Raw genomic sequence first — 17189 nt, 5'->3', positions numbered from 1 at the left:
ATACACTGCCAAAATTCAAATAGTTTGAGTGAAATATGATTACTGGATCGATTGATTATTGTGCTATTGGGCAGCGTCTACGAGCTTATCGTATTGCCGCCTCTCTTCGTGCTGAAGATGTGGCTGAAAGTCTCAGAATATCAAGAGCGGCGGTATATCGGCTTGAAAAAGGTGAAATTGTTAAGATCGAAACCTTAGAGCGTCTGGCCAATTTATTACAGACTTCTTTAGCAAGTTTACTGGGGATAGATACTGAGTATTACTCCAGTGGCGAAGGTTTTTTCGAACGGATGCGCCAGTTAGAAGAGCAATCAACCCATATTTACTCCCATTTTGATCCTTTCTCATTTTTATTGACGTCGCCAAACTATCTTTCTCATTTAACTATGATGTTAGGCGAATCAAGTCAAACCCTTGATTTGCAAAAATATGCCACCACATTATCGATACTAAAAGATCGTAAAACTCAGTTTTATCAATCTGTACCGAAGGTAATTAATTTAATTAGCTTACGCAATGTGGAACGATTTTTACATATTGGTTTGGTTGGCAATTTAAATCTTTCGCCGGGTAGAAAGTCAGAAAGGATGTTATTAGCTCGTGAAGAAGTTTATCATCTCATTGCTTTACTAGAACAGCAATCTTATGCGCCAACTATTGCTATTACGCAGCATGCTATACCGTCGATCACCTTTCAAATCTTTTATCAAAACGATAATCCGATATCGCTGGCGATAAGCCCGTTTCGGTTAGGTGAATTGCCAAATGTGACAACTGGTATTGCTTCCATTACTTCATCTTATGATGCAATTAAACGTTATCGTTTATTATTTGATAAGTTGTGGCAAGATAGCGCTAAAGATCAACAGGCTATCGATCTATTGAAAGCGACCTTAGAAAAATTTTAAAGAATTATCCAAGATATTTAAGAGAGTCATTATGTTATCTTTAACATTACAGCCCATAAAAAAATTCAGTGGCACGATCAATCTGCCCGGTTCTAAAAGCGTATCAAATCGTGCGTTATTACTATCTGCTTTGAGCAAAGGCAACACCCGTTTAACCAACTTACTTGATAGTGATGATGTACGTTATATGCTTGATGCGTTATCGGCATTAAAGGTTAACTTTCAATTATCCCATGACCGAACGATTTGTGATATTCAAGGCATTGGCGGTAAATTGCATTCCGGTGAAGCATTAGAGCTGTTTTTAGGCAATGCCGGCACAGCTATGCGCCCACTTACAGCGGCGTTATGTTTAGCGGAGAATAATATTATTCTCACTGGCGAACCACGTATGAAAGAGCGTCCAATCGGTCATCTGGTTGATGCACTACGTCAAGGTGGCGCCAAAATTGATTATCTGGAAAATGAAGGCTACCCACCACTGCATATCCACGGTGGTTTTAGCGGCGGCAGTATTGAAGTTGACGGCTCTGTTTCCAGTCAATTTTTAACGGCGTTATTAATGGCTGCACCGTTGGCGCCAAATGATACTGAAATTACCATTAAAGGCGAGTTAGTATCCAAACCTTACATTGATATTACAATTAAAATGATGGCGATTTTTGGGGTAACAGTAACAAATAATAACTATCAAAAATTTGTTATCAAAGGTAATCAAACATATCAATCACCCGGTCAGTATTTAGTTGAAGGTGATGCGTCATCCGCTTCTTACTTCCTCGCCGCCGCTGCAATAAAAGGCGGAACGGTGCGGGTCACCGGTATTGGTAAAAAGAGCCTACAAGGCGATACTCAATTTGCCCATGTATTAGAAAAAATGGGCGCTAAAGTGACGTGGGCGGATGATTATATTGAGTGTAGTTGTAATGAGCTTAATGGTATTGATATGGATATGAACCATATTCCCGATGCAGCAATGACTATTGCTACCACAGCGCTTTTTGCCAAAGGGGCAACCACTATCCGCAATATTTATAACTGGCGAGTTAAAGAAACTGATCGCTTATCTGCCATGTCAACCGAACTACGTAAAGTTGGGGCAGAAGTTGAAGAAGGTCATGATTATATCACTATTGTGCCGCCTAAATCTTTAACGCATGCTGAAATTAAAACTTATAATGATCATCGTATGGCAATGTGCTTTTCGTTAGTGGCGTTATCCGATACCCCTGTGACAATTTTAGACCCAAAATGCACAATGAAAACATTCCCTGATTATTTTGAACAATTTAAACGATTGAGCGAATATTAATATGAATAAAATCATCCCTGTTATCGCTGTTGATGGTCCAAGTGGTGTTGGAAAGGGCACCTTATGCCAAGCGTTAGCCAATCACTTCAAATGGCATCTGTTAGATTCCGGTGCGATTTATCGGGTATTAGCGCTGTCGGCACTTAAACAAAATATTGCACTAGATGACAAACGTTCACTTGCTCAACTAGCGTTAACATTACCGTTAACCTTTGACAGCACGGGTAATGAAGTCAAAGTGCTTTTAAATGGGCTTGATGTATCAAAAGAGATTCGCACTGAACAAACCGGTGGTGCCGCTTCGCAAGTGGCAGCCATTGAGGAAGTCAGACAAGCTCTATTACAGCGGCAACGGGATTTTAGACAGGCGCCGGGTCTGGTTGCCGACGGTCGAGATATGGGTACAGTGGTTTTTACTGATGCCCCGGTTAAAATTTTTCTTGATGCAAGTGCTCAATCAAGAGCAGAAAGAAGGATGAAACAGTTGCAAGATAAGCAAAATCATGCTAAATTCGCCGAAATTTTGCAGGAAATCACTGCGCGTGACCAGCGTGATCGTAATCGGGCTGTTGCGCCATTAAAACCGGCAATAGATGCACTAATAATTGATACTACATCGCTTTCTATTCAAGATGTTTTCAATCAATCTATTACGTATATAAACGAAAAACTTGCATTGTAAACGATCTTACAGTGTGAACATAGCTCCATTATAAGGATATAGGTGGAGTATCATAAACAACCCCACAAAACATGAAGTGATGTGGACGTTAATTTTAACTTAAGTATATAAATATGACTGAATCTTTTGCTCAACTCTTTGAAGAGTCTTTAAATCAACTAGACACTCGTTCTGGTAATATGATCCGTGGTACTGTCGTTGCAATCGACAAAGATGTTGTTTTAGTTGATGCTGGTTTAAAATCTGAATCCGCCATTCCAGTAGAGCAGTTTAAAAATGCCCAAGGCGAATTAGAAGTTCAAGTTGGCGACGTTGTTGACGTTGTACTTGACTCAATTGAAGACGGCTTTGGTGAAACAATTCTATCTCGTGAAAAAGCTAAACGCCATGAAGCGTGGCTGACATTAGAAAAAGCAGTTGAAGATGCTGCAACAGTTTTAGGTGTTATCAATGGTAAAGTTAAAGGTGGCTTTACGGTTGATCTTAATGGCGTGCGTGCGTTCCTTCCAGGTTCGCTTGTTGATGTTCGCCCATTACGCGATACTTCTCATATCGAAAATAAAGAAATCGAATTAAAAGTTATTAAATTAGATCAAAAACGCAACAACGTTGTTGTATCACGTCGTGCGGTAATCGAATCTGAAAATAGCGCAGAAAGAGAACAACTTCTTGAAAATCTACAAGAAGGTTCTGAAGTTAAAGGTATTATCAAAAATCTTACTGATTACGGTGCATTCGTTGATCTTGGTGGGGTTGATGGTTTACTTCATATCACTGATATGGCGTGGAAACGTGTTAAACACCCAAGTGAAGTGGTTGAAGTGGGTCAAGAATTACTTGTTAAAGTTCTTAAATTTGATAAAGACCGTTCACGTGTATCACTTGGCTTAAAACAATTAGGCGAAGATCCATGGGTATCAATTGCTAAACGTTACCCAGAAGGCACTAAAGTAACTGGTAAAGTGACTAACTTAACTGATTACGGTTGTTTCGTAGAAATCGAAACTGGTGTTGAAGGTTTAGTACACGTTTCTGAAATGGATTGGACTAACAAAAACATCCACCCATCTAAAGTTGTAAGCTTAGGTGATGTGGTTGAAGTTGTAGTACTTGAAATTGATGAAGAACGTCGTCGTATTTCTCTAGGTCTTAAACAATGTAAACCAAACCCATGGTTACAATTTGCTGAATCACACAACAAAGGTGATAAAGTTAGCGGTAAGATCAAATCTATCACTGATTTCGGTATCTTCATCGGTTTAGATGGTGGTATTGACGGTTTAGTTCATCTTTCAGATATCTCTTGGAATATGCCAGGTGAAGAAGCAGTTAAAGCTTATAAGAAAGGTGATGATATTGAAGCAGTTGTACTACAAGTTGATGCTGAGCGTGAACGTATCTCTTTAGGTATCAAACAACTTGAAGATGATCCATTTAGCAGCTTCGCTTCTAACTACAAAAAAGGCACAATTGTTAAAGGTAAAGTAACGGCAGTTGATGCTAAAGGTGCAACAGTTGAAATTGCTGACGGTATCGAAGGCTACTTAAAAGCACAAGATATTGCTCGTGAACGTATCGAAGATGCAACTACAGCATTAAAAGTTGGCGATGAAGTTGAAGCTAAAATCGTTAACATCGATCGTAAAACTCGTGCAATTTCTTTATCTGTACGTGCTAAAGATGAAGCTGACGAAAAAGAAGCGCTTGCTGCGGTAAATAACACTGCAACACAAGAAGATGCTTCATTTACTAATGCAATGGCTGAAGCATTCAAAGCTGCATCAAAAACTGAGTAAAAAATATTTATGCAAAGAGTAAAGAGGGCTTGCCCTCTTTTTCTTTTGTGGTATAAAATGTAAAAGTTCTAAGCCACATAAACAAATTAGGAGTGACCATGAACAGATCCGATTTAGCAGAAAAAATAGTCAACTGGCGGGCACACCTTCCTGTGCAACTAGTTGATGATGCTGTTAGAGATATCATCGAGCAGATCGCATTAGCTATGGAAAGTAACGATCGTGTTGAAATTCGAGGCTTTGGTAGTTTTAGTTTAAATTACCGTGCTCCACGTAAAGCAAGAAACCCAAGAACAGGTGGGAATGTTGATGTTAAACATAAATATATTCCTCACTTCAAACCGGGTAAAGAATTACGTGAACGCGTAAATAATGCTGCAAAAGCATAATACTTTACACTCTTGTGTTAAAAAAGCCTTTGATTAACATCAAAGGCTTTTATTTTCTGATTATTTGAATGGCAATTTCCTACAAATCCCTTTTGTGTTTCTTAGTGTTTATCTTTCCTTGATTAATAACCGAATAGCTAAGACTCAATCCCCTCAAATTTACCCAGCCAAACCTGCAACTTGTTAAAAAAAGTTGGAACATCGCTCCCATTTACTTCTACTGTCAATTTTACTAAGGCGCTGACAAATTAAGATTATCGTTTTATACAATAAGTTATTCACTGCTTATGCGGCAAAGTTATTCAATTGATTTAATCGCAATCATGTTTTCAGTCGGTTGCTTACCCTTAATGTTCTTAGCATCACTGCCTTCTGATAAACAGTGGTACTTAATCGGATCACTACTGGTGATCTTAAGCTTGTTTAGGCTTATTAAAATGGGCAATGTCCTGCTAGCTATTAATGTTTTAGGTTTAGGCTTTTTATGGTCTACCCAATATGCCAATCAATATTTAAATAGTATTGAGCCTTATATCGATAAAACTCTGGTTGTGACCGCTCAAGTTGACACCATTGATACTCATTTGGATTCCGCAGAGCGCTCAGCGTATTACATAAAATTTTCGGTGATTGATATTGCCGATAGTGACTTATCCTCCACTTTTCCGTTATCTGTGCTGTGGAGCGATCGGTTAACACCCAAAGCCGGACAGATCTGGCAATTGACCGTTAAAACTCGAGTTGTACATGGTTATTTAAATGAAGGTGGATTTGATAGCCAGCGTTTTGCTATGGCAAACAAAAATTTATTAACGGCTAAATTAATTAATGCCAATTTATTAGACGATAAATTGTCTCTCAGACAAACGGTAGCAGACAGGGCATTGCCCTATATTAATCTATTTAGTTATCGGGGGATTTTACTCGCTTTGGTATTGAGTGATCGCTCACAGTTGGTTGAGCAGCAGCGATTAATGATGATGCAAACCGGTATTGCCCATTTAATGGCGATATCGGGAATGCATATTTTAATCGTGTTTTACTTTAGCTTTTTTATTATCAAACTGATGACGTTTGTTATTCCTCAACGGGGAAATAATATCATTGTGATTTCATTAGTTGCATGGGGTGGGGCGCTATTTTATGCATGGCTTACCGGGCTTAATCCTCCGGCATTACGAGCCATATTGGCGTTGACGATTTGGATCTACCTGCGCTATAGGTGTTATCATTTAACCTCATGGCAAAAGGTAAATCGGATTATCGCAATATTATTAGTGTTTGATCCTTTTATGATTTTATCCGAAAGCTTTTGGCTATCTTGCTATGCAGTGATTTGCTTAATTTTCCTATCTCAATGGCTGCCGTTACCTAAATTTAGCCGACGTAAAAAGCGTTACTATCTATTTCGATTATTGCATTTGCAGTTCGGCTTAACGGTTTTGTTATTGCCAATGCAACTGTTGATTTTTCAAGGGATAAGTGTGATTTCATTGTTAACCAATTTACTGGCGATACCTTGTATAACTTTAGTCACGTTTCCTGCTATTTTAATCGCATTATTAGCCAGTATTTTTGATTTATTTCATTTGGCATTATGGTGGTGGTATGTTGCTGAAACATCGCTAAGCGGATTATTTTACGGTTTAGCGCAATTCAATCTGGGGTGGTTGACGGTGCCGGCTGATTTTTATCTGCTCAGCGTTAGTGGTTGGCTGCTGGTGATTGTTATTCGCACCGAATGTTGGCGCCGGTTTAATCTTACCGTTGGCATTATTCTGCTAATGCTTGCTTGTCCTTTATTGCAACCGATTAATTATCAGTGGCGGCTCGATATGCTGGATGTGGGGCATGGCTTGGCGATAGTTATTCATGACGGGCGAGGTGCTATTTTATATGATACCGGCGCACAGTGGCAAACTGGCTCAGCAGCTGAGCGCGTTATCATCCCTTTTTTACAGCGGCATCGATTAACAGTTGAGGGCATTATTATCAGTCATCAACATAATGACCATATAGGAGGATTAGCGTTCATCACCCGCCGATACCCTAAAGCATGGTTAATGAGCAGTTCTAACCAGTTAGCCAATCGGTACCCATGTTTAGCGGGGAATAGTTTTAGCTGGCAAAACCTAACATTTAACGTGCTATGGCCAACAAAATTGGTAGACAATGCCCAAAATCAAGATTCTTGTGTTGTACAAGTTACCGACGGTCAATTTTCAGTTCTGTTAACCGGCGATTTAGAGCGAAAACAGGAGTATCAATTAGTCTTGAACTATCGTCATAAGCTAGCCTCGACCTTTTTGCAAACGCCACACCATGGCAGCAATACTTCGTCAAGTTATCCTTTTTTGTATCACATCAACCCTAAACTCTCGTTCGTATCGACTTCTCGCTATAATGGATGGAAATTGCCGTCTGATAAAGTGACAGAACGATATAAGACATTAAAATTAGATTATCATGTAACAGCTAAAACCGGGCAAATTAGTCTATTTTTTAATAATTCGACCTGGCAAATGAAAACAATGCGGGGACAAATAAACCCAAAATGGTATCATGATTGGTTTGGTAGTTTACCGATTTATGAGTAAAATACTTGCTATCAATAACGATGAAAGCCTTAAACAGTTAACATAGGTAAAATCGTAAAACAGGTTTCATTAACATCATTAAGTGATAATAAAAGATGATTGAAAAAATATGGTATGGTAAAAATAAACTTTATTGGTTACTGATACCATTTTCTTTATTGTATGGTTTGATTGCTTTTGTGCGTCGGAAATTGTATCAAATTGGCTGGTTAAAGTCGTGGAAGTCACCTGTGCCAATTATGGTAATTGGCAACTTGTCAGTAGGTGGGAACGGTAAAACCCCGCTGGTGGTTGCTTTAATTGAAGCATTAAAGGCTAAAGGTTTACAAGTTGGCGTGGTTTCAAGAGGCTATGGCGGAAAGGCTCAAAGCTATCCACTCATCTTAGATCACTACATCACCACTGACCAAGCTGGGGATGAACCGGTACTGATTTATCAACGTACTCAAGTGCCGATTGCGGTATCGCCGAAACGGGTGGAAGCGGTGCAAGCGTTATTAAATCGCTATAAATTAGATGTGATTTTAACCGATGACGGCTTACAACACTATGCCTTAGGGCGTGATATTGAAGTTGTGGTTATCGATGCTAAACGCCTATTTGGCAATGGTTGGTGGATCCCGGCTGGCCCAATGAGAGAGCGCAAAAATCGGTTAAAGTCGGTAGATTTAATTGTGTTAAATGGCGAAGGTGGCAATCAAATAGCGCAGCAATATCCGACTAAAACTTACACCATGCAATTAACCCCGCTGTATGCGGTGAATTTGCTGACGCAAGAGAAAAAAGCCTTATCTTCACTAACTCATATTTGCGCCATTGCTGGAATTAGTCATCCGCAACGTTTTTTTGATATGCTTAAGCAAATGAATGCCGATTTAGTGAAAACTGAAGCTTTTGCCGATCATCAACATTTTACTTTATCTTCACTAGCTGATATCGCAAACAAGCAACAAACGTTATTAATGACGGAAAAAGATGCGGTAAAATGTCAGCAATTTGCTTTACCAAATTGGTGGTATCTGCCGATAGATGCGGTTATCCCCGCCAAAGCGATTGAGCAAATCTATTCCCTATTAGAAGATATAAAACTTAACAGAGAGTAAAAAATGAAAGAACTTCTTCTTAGTGCTATTGCTTGCCCGAAATGTCATGGTAAGTTAGAACTCGATAGCGAAAATCATCAACTTATCTGTACAACAGATCAGCTAGCTTATCCGATAAAGGATTCAATTCCGGTACTACTTGAATCCGAAGCTAAGCCAATTGCACAACCTAAGTCAGTTCAAGAATAGATAAAATATAAGGTTTCTGTTATGAAATTCACTGTCATTATTCCCGCCAGGTACGCATCGAGCCGTTTACCGGCAAAACCCCTGGCTGATATTCACGGCAAACCGATGATTGTTCGTGTTATGGATCAAGCCAAAAAATCCGGTGCAACCAATGTCATTATAGCAACCGATCATCAGCAAGTATTTGATGTTGTGAGCAGTTATGGCGGAGAAGTTATTTTAACCAGCGACAAACATAATTCCGGCACCGAACGGCTAGCGGAAGTCATTAACTATTATCAATTAGCTGATGATGAAGTGATTGTGAATGTGCAGGGTGATGAGCCATTAATTCCACCGGTAATAATCGACCAAGTAGCAGAAAATTTAGTTAAATATAAAACCGGTATGGCAACGTTGGCGGTACCGATCGAATCTGCCTCAGAAGCATTTAATCCCGGAGCGGTAAAAGTGGTGACAGATAAAGACGGTTATGCGCTCTATTTTTCACGTGCAACCATTCCTTGGGAAAGAGACCGATTTGCCCAAATGGCAACAGATGTAAATAGGCAAAGTATTGGCGATTTTTACTTACGCCATATTGGCATTTATGCTTATCGAGCCGGTTTTATTCGCCAATATATCAATTGGGCACCGTCTAGCTTAGAACAAATAGAGATGCTAGAACAACTTCGCGTACTGTGGTATGGTGAAAAAATCCATGTTGCAGTGGCAAAACAGGCACCGGCAATTGGGGTTGATACGCAAGAAGATTTAGACAAAGTCAGAGCATTATTTAAGGAGTAATTAATGGCAAAGTTTAGCGGTTTTACTCAAGCAGGACTCAATTTTTTACAAGATGCTTGGATCAACAACAGTAAACCATGGTTCGAACAACATCGAGCTATTTATGATAACGATTTAGTTAAACCGTTTCGACTATTGGTCGAGCAGTTAACTCCCGATATGTTGAAAATCGATGAGTGGTTTGAAACACGTCCGGCGATTGGTAAAACCATATCCCGTATACATCGTGATACCCGTTTTTCGAAAGATAAATCGCTCTATCGTAGCCGTTTATGGTTAACCTTTAAACGTCCTAATCGGGATTGGAAAGAAGCGCCAGCCTATTTTTTTGAAATTAGCCCCGATTACTATCAATACGGGCTTGGATACTATTGTGCTTCAAAACAGACAATGGATATATTTCGTGAAGAAATAATTAATGATACCGACAAATTTTTAAAAATGACACGTTGCGTTAAAAAGCCATTTGAGCTGGTTGGTGATTGCTACAAACGACCATTAATCAAAGAACAAGATGAAAAGATTGCCACATGGTATAACCGAAAAAATTTGGCCGTAATGGTAACCAACAATAACATCGAAGATGTACTTAATGGTGAGCTACCCAATAAATTAATTAAAGGATTTAAGCAACTGGTACCGCTTTACGATTACTTAATGCGGGTAGAGATGATTAAAAATATCCCTAATTTATAGCACCTGTGACCTGTTGATTAAATATTGGGAAAGTTTATTACCAACTCTTTTACACCATTAATAATAAATTGTGTGCCAACACAAACCAGTAAAAATCCCATTATTCTGGAAGTGGCTTCAATGCCACTTTTTCCCATAAAACGCATAATACTGCCCGCACTACGCATACAAAGCCAAAGAATAAGGCACAGGAGAAGTGGTACCAGTATTGACGAGGCATAGATAACCCAACTAGACACGTTATATCCGCCCCCTTTAACGGTTGATGCCATACTGATGATCATCGCAATAGTACCCGGTCCGGCCGTGCTGGGAATAGCTAAAGGAACAAAAGCAATATTATTTGAAATTTCTTTCTTCTTAGCATCGGCTTCCAGTGTTTTGTGAGAAGGTTGTTGAGGGAAAAGCATTCTAAAGCCAATAATGCCGACAATCATACCGCCGGCTATGCGCAATCCGGGAATAGAAATACCAAAGGTATTCATCACCAATTGGCCGCAGTAAAACGATACAATCATAATAATAAAAACATAAATACAGGTCATTTTAGACTGATAATTACGTTCTTCGTTGGTCATATCGCCAGATAGACCTAATAACAGCACTACAGTGGTCAAGGGATTGGTTAAAGGAATAAAAAGAATTAAACCAAAGCCGACAGTTTGAATAAGTTCCAGCATAAAATCGATACAGATCCAATCAACATACTGCGACTCAGTATAATTCAAATAAATACAAAATGATATAAGGGCGTAAATTTACGCCCAATATAAGGATAATATTTTGAAAAGATAAGATTAGAATGGAATATCGTCATCAAAATCCATTGGTGGCTCAGGTGTAGCCGGTTGTGCTGCTGGCGCTGTTGGTGCCGCTTGGCGAGGTGCTGCCGGCGCAGATGAAGTGTTATTAGCACTTTGTCCCCAACTTTGTGAACCGTCATTAAAGCTATTATCGCCACTGTTACGTGAACCTAAAATTTGTAATGTACCGCCAATTGGGTTTATTACAACTTCAGTCGTATAACGATCGGCGCCTGATTGGTCTTGCCATTTACGAGTTTGTAATTGACCTTCAAGATAAACTTGTGTGCCTTTTTTGATATATTCGCCAGCAATTTCAGCTAATTTTCCAAACACGACAACGCGATGCCATTCTGTTCGGTCTCGGGTTTCACCTGTTTGTCTATCTTTCCATGATTCTGAAGTTGCAACACTAAAATTAGCGACAGCATTACCATTTGGCATGTAACGAACTTCTGGATCTTGACCTAAGTTACCGACTAAAATGACTTTATTTATTCCTCGGTTTGCCATTATAAACTCCTAAAAATTGCATAAATATTTAAGGTGACTATTGTAACATGAGACAGAATTAACATCATCGAATTTAATTTAATATTGGAATTTTCTCTCCAAATTGTAAAGTTACAGAAAGATTTGCTTAGTCATAGGAATTTTTGACTATAACGAGTATAATGCCAGCCATTTGTTGATGCAAAGTTATAAAACATTTCCCTTATTGGAGGCCTTATGATTAATGCGTTTGGATTAAAAAACAAACAATTAGTAAAAATTAATGAAGGCGATATACAAAATGCAACTTGGATAGATTTAATTGAGCCCGAGGAAGCGGATCGTGATTTTGTTTTGACACATTTAGGTCAAAACTTAGCGACCAGTATTGAACTGGATGATATTGAAGCCTCGGCTCGTTTTTTTGAAGATAATGAAGGATTGCATGTCCACTCTTTCTTTTTTTATGAAGATGCCGAAGATCGTGCCGGTAACTCAACGGTAGCTTTTACTGTACATAATGGACGTTTATTTACATTACGTGAACGAGATTTACCGGCTTTTCGCTTGTATCGTATGCGCTCACGTTATCAAAATTTAAACGACGGTAATCCTTATGAAGTGTTACTCGATCTGTTTGAAGTTAAAGTAGAGCAGTTAGCCGACCAAATCGAAAATATCTACAGTGAACTTGAAGAGTTAAGTTTGATTATCATGGATCGTTCCGCTCAAGAGCATTATGATGAAGCGATCACCTCACTGGCTGAACTGGAAGATACGGCTTGGAAAGTCCGCCTCTGTTTAATGGATAGCCAGCGAGCGGTTAACTATTTAGTGCGTCGAGCCAAAATGCCGGTTGACCAGTTAGAGCAAGCACGTGAAGTAATCCGGGATATTGAATCACTCGTCCCACATAATGAGTCATTGTTTCAAAAAGTAAACTTTTTAATGCAAGCTGCAACGAGTTTTATCAATATTGAGCAAAGCCGAATTATCAAGATCTTCTCAGTGGTTTCGGTGGTATTTTTACCGCCTACCGTGGTCGCTTCTGCTTATGGTATGAACTTTGAGTTTATGCCTGAATTAAAATGGGAGTATGGTTACCCGTTTTCATTATTATTAATGCTATTAGCAGGTGTGGCGCCGTATATCTACTTTAAACTGAAAAAGTGGTTATAAGTTCGAATTTTGCCATATTGAATATTTACCGCTAACTGGTGAGTTAGCGGTCATTGATTAATTAAATTCAATCAGAGTCAACTAGTTAAACCAAGATAATTAGTTCATAATATAAGCTATTATGCTTTTGGCAACTGATAGATGTAAAAGCTTGCAGTTCAATTAAAAAGAATTTATTTTTTACACAAGGGAATACAATGAGTCAATACGCACTAGTCACTGATATTGGTGGAACCAATGCCCGCTTCGCATTATACAATTTAGCAACTAACGAGCTTTCAGCTATCACCAAAATTCTGATTTCAAAAAACGATGATTTACTTAAACTGATTAAAGATTATTTAGCGTCTCAATCAACGACAATCGATAAGGCTTGTATTGCTATCGCTTGCCCGATTGGTGAAGATGATGTCATTAATATGACCAATAATAATTTATCCTTTTCACGTTCAGCGCTGATTAAAGAATTAAATCTAAGCAAACTTGAAGTGATTAACGATTTTATGGCGGTCTCGAGTTCGATTCCCCAACTACCGAAATCAGATTTGGTAAAAATAGGGGGCGAGGAGCCTGACCTTGATTATCCGATAGCTATTTATGGCGCAGGTACCGGATTGGGCGTTTCTCACTTAATTAAAGTCAATGGCAACTGGATTAGCTTGCCCGGTGAAGGTGGACATACAGAACTGCCGATGACCAATGACGCAGAAGACCGTATTTTAGCTCAGTTGCGCAAAAAATTTGGGCGTGTTTCAAGTGAGCGTTTTTTGTCGGGCAATGGTATTGTTAATATTTATCAAGCGTTATTACAGATCCACAATCAACCTGTTGAAGATGTGACACCTGATATTATCGTCAAACAAGCGCTTGCTAATAGTTGTCCGATTTGTTTAGAAACATTAACCTATTTTTGTACGTTTATGGGGCGATTTGGTGGCAACTTAGCGCTAACCCTCAATACGCTTGGTGGGGTTTATATTGCCGGCGGTATTGTGCCACGCTTTATTGAATTTTTTAAAACATCGCCATTTAGAGAAGCATTTGAACACAAAGGACGAATGTCTTATCTGGTTAAAAAAGTCCCGGTTTATGTGATAACGCATGAAGACCCGGGGCTATTTGGCGCAGGTGTTTATTTACAAAATAGTCTTAAGTAGGTAGTCGAGTAAGGTTTTATTTTTATGATGTGGTGTTATATTTATCGTAGTGATAAAAAAGAGAACTGTTATTTATATATGGAAAATGAAAATGATTTTTCCGCAATTCCTGAAAATGTAATGTCAATTTTTGGCAAGCCTGTATTTGTTATGAAAGTATTATTGGATGGAAAACGACGGTTTGTTGTTGGCACTTCTGATGAGATAGAGGAAAAGATCAAGGTCGATGGATTTTTCTTACAAATGTTACATGAAGATGACTTTAAAGTATGATTGAACCATTTTGGCAACACAAAACACTTGAGCAAATGACAGATGATGAATGGGAACAACTGTGTGACGGTTGTGGTCAGTGCTGCTTAAACAAATTAATGGATGAAGATACTGACGAAATTCTATACACCAATGTAGCGTGTAATTTACTTGATTCAAAAACTTGCCAATGTAAACATTATCACAATCGTTTTGACTATGAGCCTGATTGCGTCAAGTTAACCCGTGAAAATCTGCTGACTATTGAGTGGTTGCCTTTAACATGTACCTACCGTTATTTTTCTCAAACTGGCGAACTGCCAGAGTGGCACCCACTGATAACGGGAAGTAAAAAAATGATGCATAAACTTAAAATATCGGTCAGAAATCGGATTGTTTACGAAAAAGATGTGATTTTTTGGGAAGATCACATTCTATAAAAAAGGGAGCATTGCTCCCTTTTTTTAAATGCTTATAGCATTAACCAAAAATTACCAAAAATATCAATAGCGAATAAATTCAAAAAGATTAAGATAAACATCACTATCATAAATGAGATATCAATCATGCCAATCGGTGGAACGACACGACGGATTGGTGCAACCAATGGCTCGGTTAATTGAGCAAGTAACTGGTCGGCAGAAGATTGACCACGACTTATCCAACTTAAAAGCGCTCTAAAAAATAGTAACCAAAAAAGTAAGTGTCCAATTGCATGTGCCATAACCGCAACGGCATACCATAAATAGGCAGAATTCCACAGTGGTGCATTTATCACTTTAAAGCGAAATAAGAAAATAACTTTAATTATTGCAACGATATAAAAGATAACCCATGTGGCGGTATCTATCCGCCCAATTGACGGAATCAATCTTCGTAGCGGGGCAATTACCGGTTGGGTAATGCGAACAATAAATTGTGTGAATGGAAAATCGAAATTAACCCGCACTCGTTGCATCCACAAGCGTAAAATGATGACATATAAGCAAACGGTTAAAACAGTATTTCCCAGGAAGATAAGTGATATCATTTAGTACTCCTTAATATATTATCTGCCAGCAATATATCATAAATATTGTCTTGCTCCAAAGATCGCAGTGCCAATACGCACCATGGTACTACCTGCCATAATGGCTGCTTTCATATCGCCACTCATGCCCATGGATAACTGATCCATAAATGGGTATTTTACCTGTAATGATTGTAAAAGCTGTTGCATTTGTTGAAAAACAACTAATTGCTTTTCAAAATCATTTTCTATTTCCGGTATCGCCATTAACCCTTTTAAATTTAGCTTAGGCAAAGTGATAACCTGCTCAACTAAATCTTCAACTTGTTGCGGTAATATTCCGGATTTACTGGCTTCTTGACTAATATTGACTTGGATAAGAACATTAAGTTTTGCCATGTTATCGGGGCGTTGATCATTTAAACGCTGTGCGATTTTGAAGCGATCTAACGTGTGCATCCAATCAAAGTTTTCCGCAACTAATTTGGTTTTATTCGATTGCAACGGACCAATAAAATGCCAAATCAATGCAGTAGTTGGCTGATGTTGTTTGAAATATTGGATCTTTTCAACACCTTCTTGCACATAATTTTCACCAAAAGAGAATTGTCCTGCTTCAATCGCTTGTGTGATTAATTCGACAGGTTTTGTTTTACTGACAGCAATAAGCTCAATGGAATTGGGATCACGATCGCATTGTTGAGCGATTTGGATTATTTCATTTTTAATTGTCTTTAAATTGTCAGTTACAGTATTCATGTTTATTCTCAATTAAATTTTAGGTTAAAGTAAATGTTAAAATCAATTTTGTCACTTAGTGTAGCGCAAAATGCCTCGGATTTGCACCTTTCCAGCGGCGCTTTCCCGTGTATGCGTATTAACGGACAATTGCAATTTGTATCAGATAACAAATTATCATCAACGCAACTGGAAACAGAACTGTTTGCCTTGCTCGATATGTGTCAGGTAAATAAGTTGCAGCAATATGGCCAACTTGATTTGGCATTTCACAATGAAATAGGGCGCTTTCGGGTTAATATTTTCTATCAACAACGTGGCATATCGGCAGTATTTCGAATTATCAATGACCGCATTGCTGACATGTCTGAAATTGGCGTCCCTGCTGTTTTAAAAACGCTAGTTAACCAACAATCGGGAATCATTCTGGTTACTGGCGCAACCGGTAGTGGTAAATCAACCACATTAGCATCCTTAATCCAATATATAAATCAAACCCAAGCAAAACATATTATTACTTTAGAAGATCCTATTGAGTATATCTATCAAAATGACAAGTCATTAATTGAACAACGTGAATTATCGCAATTTGATCAAGCAATGGAAAGTCTTTTAAGACAAGATCCCGATATTATCCTATTTGGCGAACTACGCAATAAACAATCGATCGAAGCGGCTTTGTCGGTTGCTGAAACGGGACATTTAGTTTTAGCAACATTACATACCCGTTCGGCGATTGAAACGATAAATCGTCTGATAGATGTATTTGAAGGCAATGCGCAAAACTTTATTCGTAGTCAATTATCCGATAGTTTACAAGCGATTGTATGCCAGCAGTTAATCACGGTTGATAACCAGCGTAAAGCCCTTTTTGAAGTCCTGATTAACACTCCGGCAGTTGCTAACTTAATAAAAGAGGGCAAAACCAAACAGATTTTATCGTTGATACAGACCGGACAACAACATGGCATGCAACTGATGCCTGATACTCATCATTCAATCACTGAGTAAAATAATGATAAAAGGCGATGCGGTATTGCAACATCGAAGCAGGGATTTACAGAGCATGATGCCTGCGCTTTTGATTTGAGTTTTAGGCAT

The 17189-nt window shown here is 38.6% G+C and carries 19 protein-coding genes; 15 read left to right on the top strand and 4 right to left on the bottom strand.

Annotated features, from left to right (window positions below; all coding sequences use genetic code 11):
• Positions 1–35: 35 nt before the first annotated feature.
• The 10 genes from J3U42_RS05385 to J3U42_RS05340 all read left to right on the top strand — a co-directional run bounded on the left by J3U42_RS05385 (position 36) and on the right by J3U42_RS05340 (position 10458).
• Positions 36–908 (top strand): helix-turn-helix domain-containing protein, encoded by an 873-nt coding sequence (locus J3U42_RS05385; RefSeq protein ID WP_220219282.1) that lies wholly within the window; start codon positions 36–38, stop codon positions 906–908.
• A gap of 31 nt (positions 909–939) precedes the next feature.
• Positions 940–2220 (top strand): 3-phosphoshikimate 1-carboxyvinyltransferase, encoded by a 1281-nt coding sequence (aroA, locus tag J3U42_RS05380; RefSeq protein ID WP_267335875.1) that lies wholly within the window; start codon positions 940–942, stop codon positions 2218–2220.
• 1 nt (position 2221) lies between these two features.
• Positions 2222–2902, top strand: a complete 681-nt coding sequence (cmk, locus tag J3U42_RS05375) for a (d)CMP kinase (RefSeq protein WP_220219284.1) — start codon at positions 2222–2224, stop codon at positions 2900–2902.
• 113 nt (positions 2903–3015) lie between these two features.
• Positions 3016–4698, top strand: coding sequence for a 30S ribosomal protein S1 (gene rpsA / locus J3U42_RS05370; protein ID WP_220219285.1), 1683 nt, complete (start codon positions 3016–3018; stop codon positions 4696–4698).
• Between the two features lie 98 nt (positions 4699–4796).
• A complete protein-coding gene (ihfB, locus tag J3U42_RS05365; protein ID WP_220219286.1) occupies positions 4797–5087 on the top strand; it encodes an integration host factor subunit beta in 291 nt (96 codons plus the stop codon).
• Positions 5088–5374: 287 nt separating this feature from the next.
• Positions 5375–7684 (top strand): DNA internalization-related competence protein ComEC/Rec2, encoded by a 2310-nt coding sequence (locus J3U42_RS05360; RefSeq protein ID WP_267335874.1) that lies wholly within the window; start codon positions 5375–5377, stop codon positions 7682–7684.
• Positions 7685–7779: 95 nt separating this feature from the next.
• Positions 7780–8787, top strand: coding sequence for a tetraacyldisaccharide 4'-kinase (lpxK, locus tag J3U42_RS05355; protein WP_267328761.1), 1008 nt, complete (start codon positions 7780–7782; stop codon positions 8785–8787).
• Positions 8788–8790: 3 nt separating this feature from the next.
• The gene (locus J3U42_RS05350; protein WP_220219289.1) at positions 8791–8976 is read left to right on the top strand and encodes a Trm112 family protein; all 186 of its coding nucleotides are present in this window, start codon (positions 8791–8793) and stop codon (positions 8974–8976) included.
• 21 nt (positions 8977–8997) lie between these two features.
• The gene (kdsB, locus tag J3U42_RS05345) at positions 8998–9762 is read left to right on the top strand and encodes a 3-deoxy-manno-octulosonate cytidylyltransferase (protein ID WP_267335873.1); all 765 of its coding nucleotides are present in this window, start codon (positions 8998–9000) and stop codon (positions 9760–9762) included.
• 3 nt (positions 9763–9765) lie between these two features.
• The gene (locus tag J3U42_RS05340; RefSeq protein ID WP_220219291.1) at positions 9766–10458 is read left to right on the top strand and encodes a DUF2461 domain-containing protein; all 693 of its coding nucleotides are present in this window, start codon (positions 9766–9768) and stop codon (positions 10456–10458) included.
• A gap of 17 nt (positions 10459–10475) precedes the next feature.
• On the opposite strand, the gene J3U42_RS05335 is transcribed toward J3U42_RS05340, so the two are convergent.
• Positions 10476–11138 (bottom strand): MarC family NAAT transporter, encoded by a 663-nt coding sequence (locus J3U42_RS05335; RefSeq protein WP_220219624.1) that lies wholly within the window; start codon positions 11136–11138, stop codon positions 10476–10478.
• A 117-nt stretch (positions 11139–11255) separates the two neighbouring features.
• Entirely contained in the window at positions 11256–11774 is a 519-nt protein-coding gene (locus J3U42_RS05330) for a single-stranded DNA-binding protein (protein WP_220219292.1), read from the bottom strand.
• 216 nt (positions 11775–11990) lie between these two features.
• On the opposite strand from J3U42_RS05330, the gene corA reads away from it, so the two are divergent.
• The 4 genes from corA (at position 11991) to J3U42_RS05310 (ending at position 14781) form a co-directional block, all read left to right on the top strand.
• Positions 11991–12932, top strand: coding sequence for a magnesium/cobalt transporter CorA (corA, locus tag J3U42_RS05325; protein ID WP_220219293.1), 942 nt, complete (start codon positions 11991–11993; stop codon positions 12930–12932).
• A 197-nt stretch (positions 12933–13129) separates the two neighbouring features.
• Positions 13130–14089, top strand: coding sequence for a glucokinase (gene glk, locus J3U42_RS05320; protein WP_267335872.1), 960 nt, complete (start codon positions 13130–13132; stop codon positions 14087–14089).
• 24 nt (positions 14090–14113) lie between these two features.
• Positions 14114–14362 carry a YcgL domain-containing protein gene (locus tag J3U42_RS05315; RefSeq protein ID WP_220219295.1) on the top strand — a complete coding sequence of 83 codons (249 nt, stop codon included), beginning with the start codon at positions 14114–14116 and terminating at the stop codon, positions 14360–14362.
• A complete protein-coding gene (locus J3U42_RS05310; RefSeq protein WP_220219296.1) occupies positions 14359–14781 on the top strand; it encodes a YcgN family cysteine cluster protein in 423 nt (140 codons plus the stop codon). The genes J3U42_RS05315 and J3U42_RS05310 overlap by 4 nt, the downstream gene beginning before the upstream one ends.
• A gap of 32 nt (positions 14782–14813) precedes the next feature.
• Here J3U42_RS05310 and J3U42_RS05305 read toward each other — a convergent pair whose 3' ends face one another.
• Together J3U42_RS05305 and J3U42_RS05300 are read right to left on the bottom strand one after the other, a co-directional pair.
• Entirely contained in the window at positions 14814–15371 is a 558-nt protein-coding gene (locus J3U42_RS05305) for a YggT family protein (protein WP_220219297.1), read from the bottom strand.
• 36 nt (positions 15372–15407) lie between these two features.
• A complete protein-coding gene (locus J3U42_RS05300; protein ID WP_267335871.1) occupies positions 15408–16109 on the bottom strand; it encodes a YggS family pyridoxal phosphate-dependent enzyme in 702 nt (233 codons plus the stop codon).
• Positions 16110–16142: 33 nt separating this feature from the next.
• On the opposite strand from J3U42_RS05300, the gene J3U42_RS05295 reads away from it, so the two are divergent.
• Positions 16143–17099 carry a type IV pilus twitching motility protein PilT gene (locus J3U42_RS05295; protein ID WP_267328766.1) on the top strand — a complete coding sequence of 319 codons (957 nt, stop codon included), beginning with the start codon at positions 16143–16145 and terminating at the stop codon, positions 17097–17099.
• Positions 17100–17189 lie beyond the last annotated feature (90 nt).

This window comes from Gilliamella sp. B2923 (assembly GCF_026536565.1).
In the GTDB taxonomy this organism is placed as follows: Bacteria; Pseudomonadota; Gammaproteobacteria; order Enterobacterales; family Orbaceae; genus Gilliamella.
The sequence above is the reverse complement of the archived record's forward strand: the minus strand, read 5'-3'. Positions and strand labels throughout refer to the sequence as shown.

Bases quoted from the DNA above. Each gene is read 5' to 3' on its own strand.
- J3U42_RS05340 (WP_220219291.1), top strand. From the start codon at position 9,766: ATGGCAAAGTTTAGCGGTTTTACTCAAGCAGGACTCAATTTTTTACAA.
- J3U42_RS05310 (WP_220219296.1), top strand. From the start codon at position 14,359: ATGATTGAACCATTTTGGCAACACAAAACACTTGAGCAAATGACAGAT.
- J3U42_RS05300 (WP_267335871.1), bottom strand. From the start codon at position 16,109: ATGAATACTGTAACTGACAATTTAAAGACAATTAAAAATGAAATAATC.
- aroA (WP_267335875.1), top strand. From the start codon at position 940: ATGTTATCTTTAACATTACAGCCCATAAAAAAATTCAGTGGCACGATC.
- J3U42_RS05335 (WP_220219624.1), bottom strand. From the start codon at position 11,138: ATGCTGGAACTTATTCAAACTGTCGGCTTTGGTTTAATTCTTTTTATT.
- cmk (WP_220219284.1), top strand. From the start codon at position 2,222: ATGAATAAAATCATCCCTGTTATCGCTGTTGATGGTCCAAGTGGTGTT.
- J3U42_RS05295 (WP_267328766.1), top strand. From the start codon at position 16,143: ATGTTAAAATCAATTTTGTCACTTAGTGTAGCGCAAAATGCCTCGGAT.
- rpsA (WP_220219285.1), top strand. From the start codon at position 3,016: ATGACTGAATCTTTTGCTCAACTCTTTGAAGAGTCTTTAAATCAACTA.
- J3U42_RS05315 (WP_220219295.1), top strand. From the start codon at position 14,114: ATGATGTGGTGTTATATTTATCGTAGTGATAAAAAAGAGAACTGTTAT.
- J3U42_RS05360 (WP_267335874.1), top strand. From the start codon at position 5,375: ATGCGGCAAAGTTATTCAATTGATTTAATCGCAATCATGTTTTCAGTC.
- J3U42_RS05330 (WP_220219292.1), bottom strand. From the start codon at position 11,774: ATGGCAAACCGAGGAATAAATAAAGTCATTTTAGTCGGTAACTTAGGT.
- kdsB (WP_267335873.1), top strand. From the start codon at position 8,998: ATGAAATTCACTGTCATTATTCCCGCCAGGTACGCATCGAGCCGTTTA.
- glk (WP_267335872.1), top strand. From the start codon at position 13,130: ATGAGTCAATACGCACTAGTCACTGATATTGGTGGAACCAATGCCCGC.
- J3U42_RS05385 (WP_220219282.1), top strand. From the start codon at position 36: ATGATTACTGGATCGATTGATTATTGTGCTATTGGGCAGCGTCTACGA.
- J3U42_RS05305 (WP_220219297.1), bottom strand. From the start codon at position 15,371: ATGATATCACTTATCTTCCTGGGAAATACTGTTTTAACCGTTTGCTTA.
- J3U42_RS05350 (WP_220219289.1), top strand. From the start codon at position 8,791: ATGAAAGAACTTCTTCTTAGTGCTATTGCTTGCCCGAAATGTCATGGT.
- corA (WP_220219293.1), top strand. From the start codon at position 11,991: ATGATTAATGCGTTTGGATTAAAAAACAAACAATTAGTAAAAATTAAT.
- ihfB (WP_220219286.1), top strand. From the start codon at position 4,797: ATGAACAGATCCGATTTAGCAGAAAAAATAGTCAACTGGCGGGCACAC.
- lpxK (WP_267328761.1), top strand. From the start codon at position 7,780: ATGATTGAAAAAATATGGTATGGTAAAAATAAACTTTATTGGTTACTG.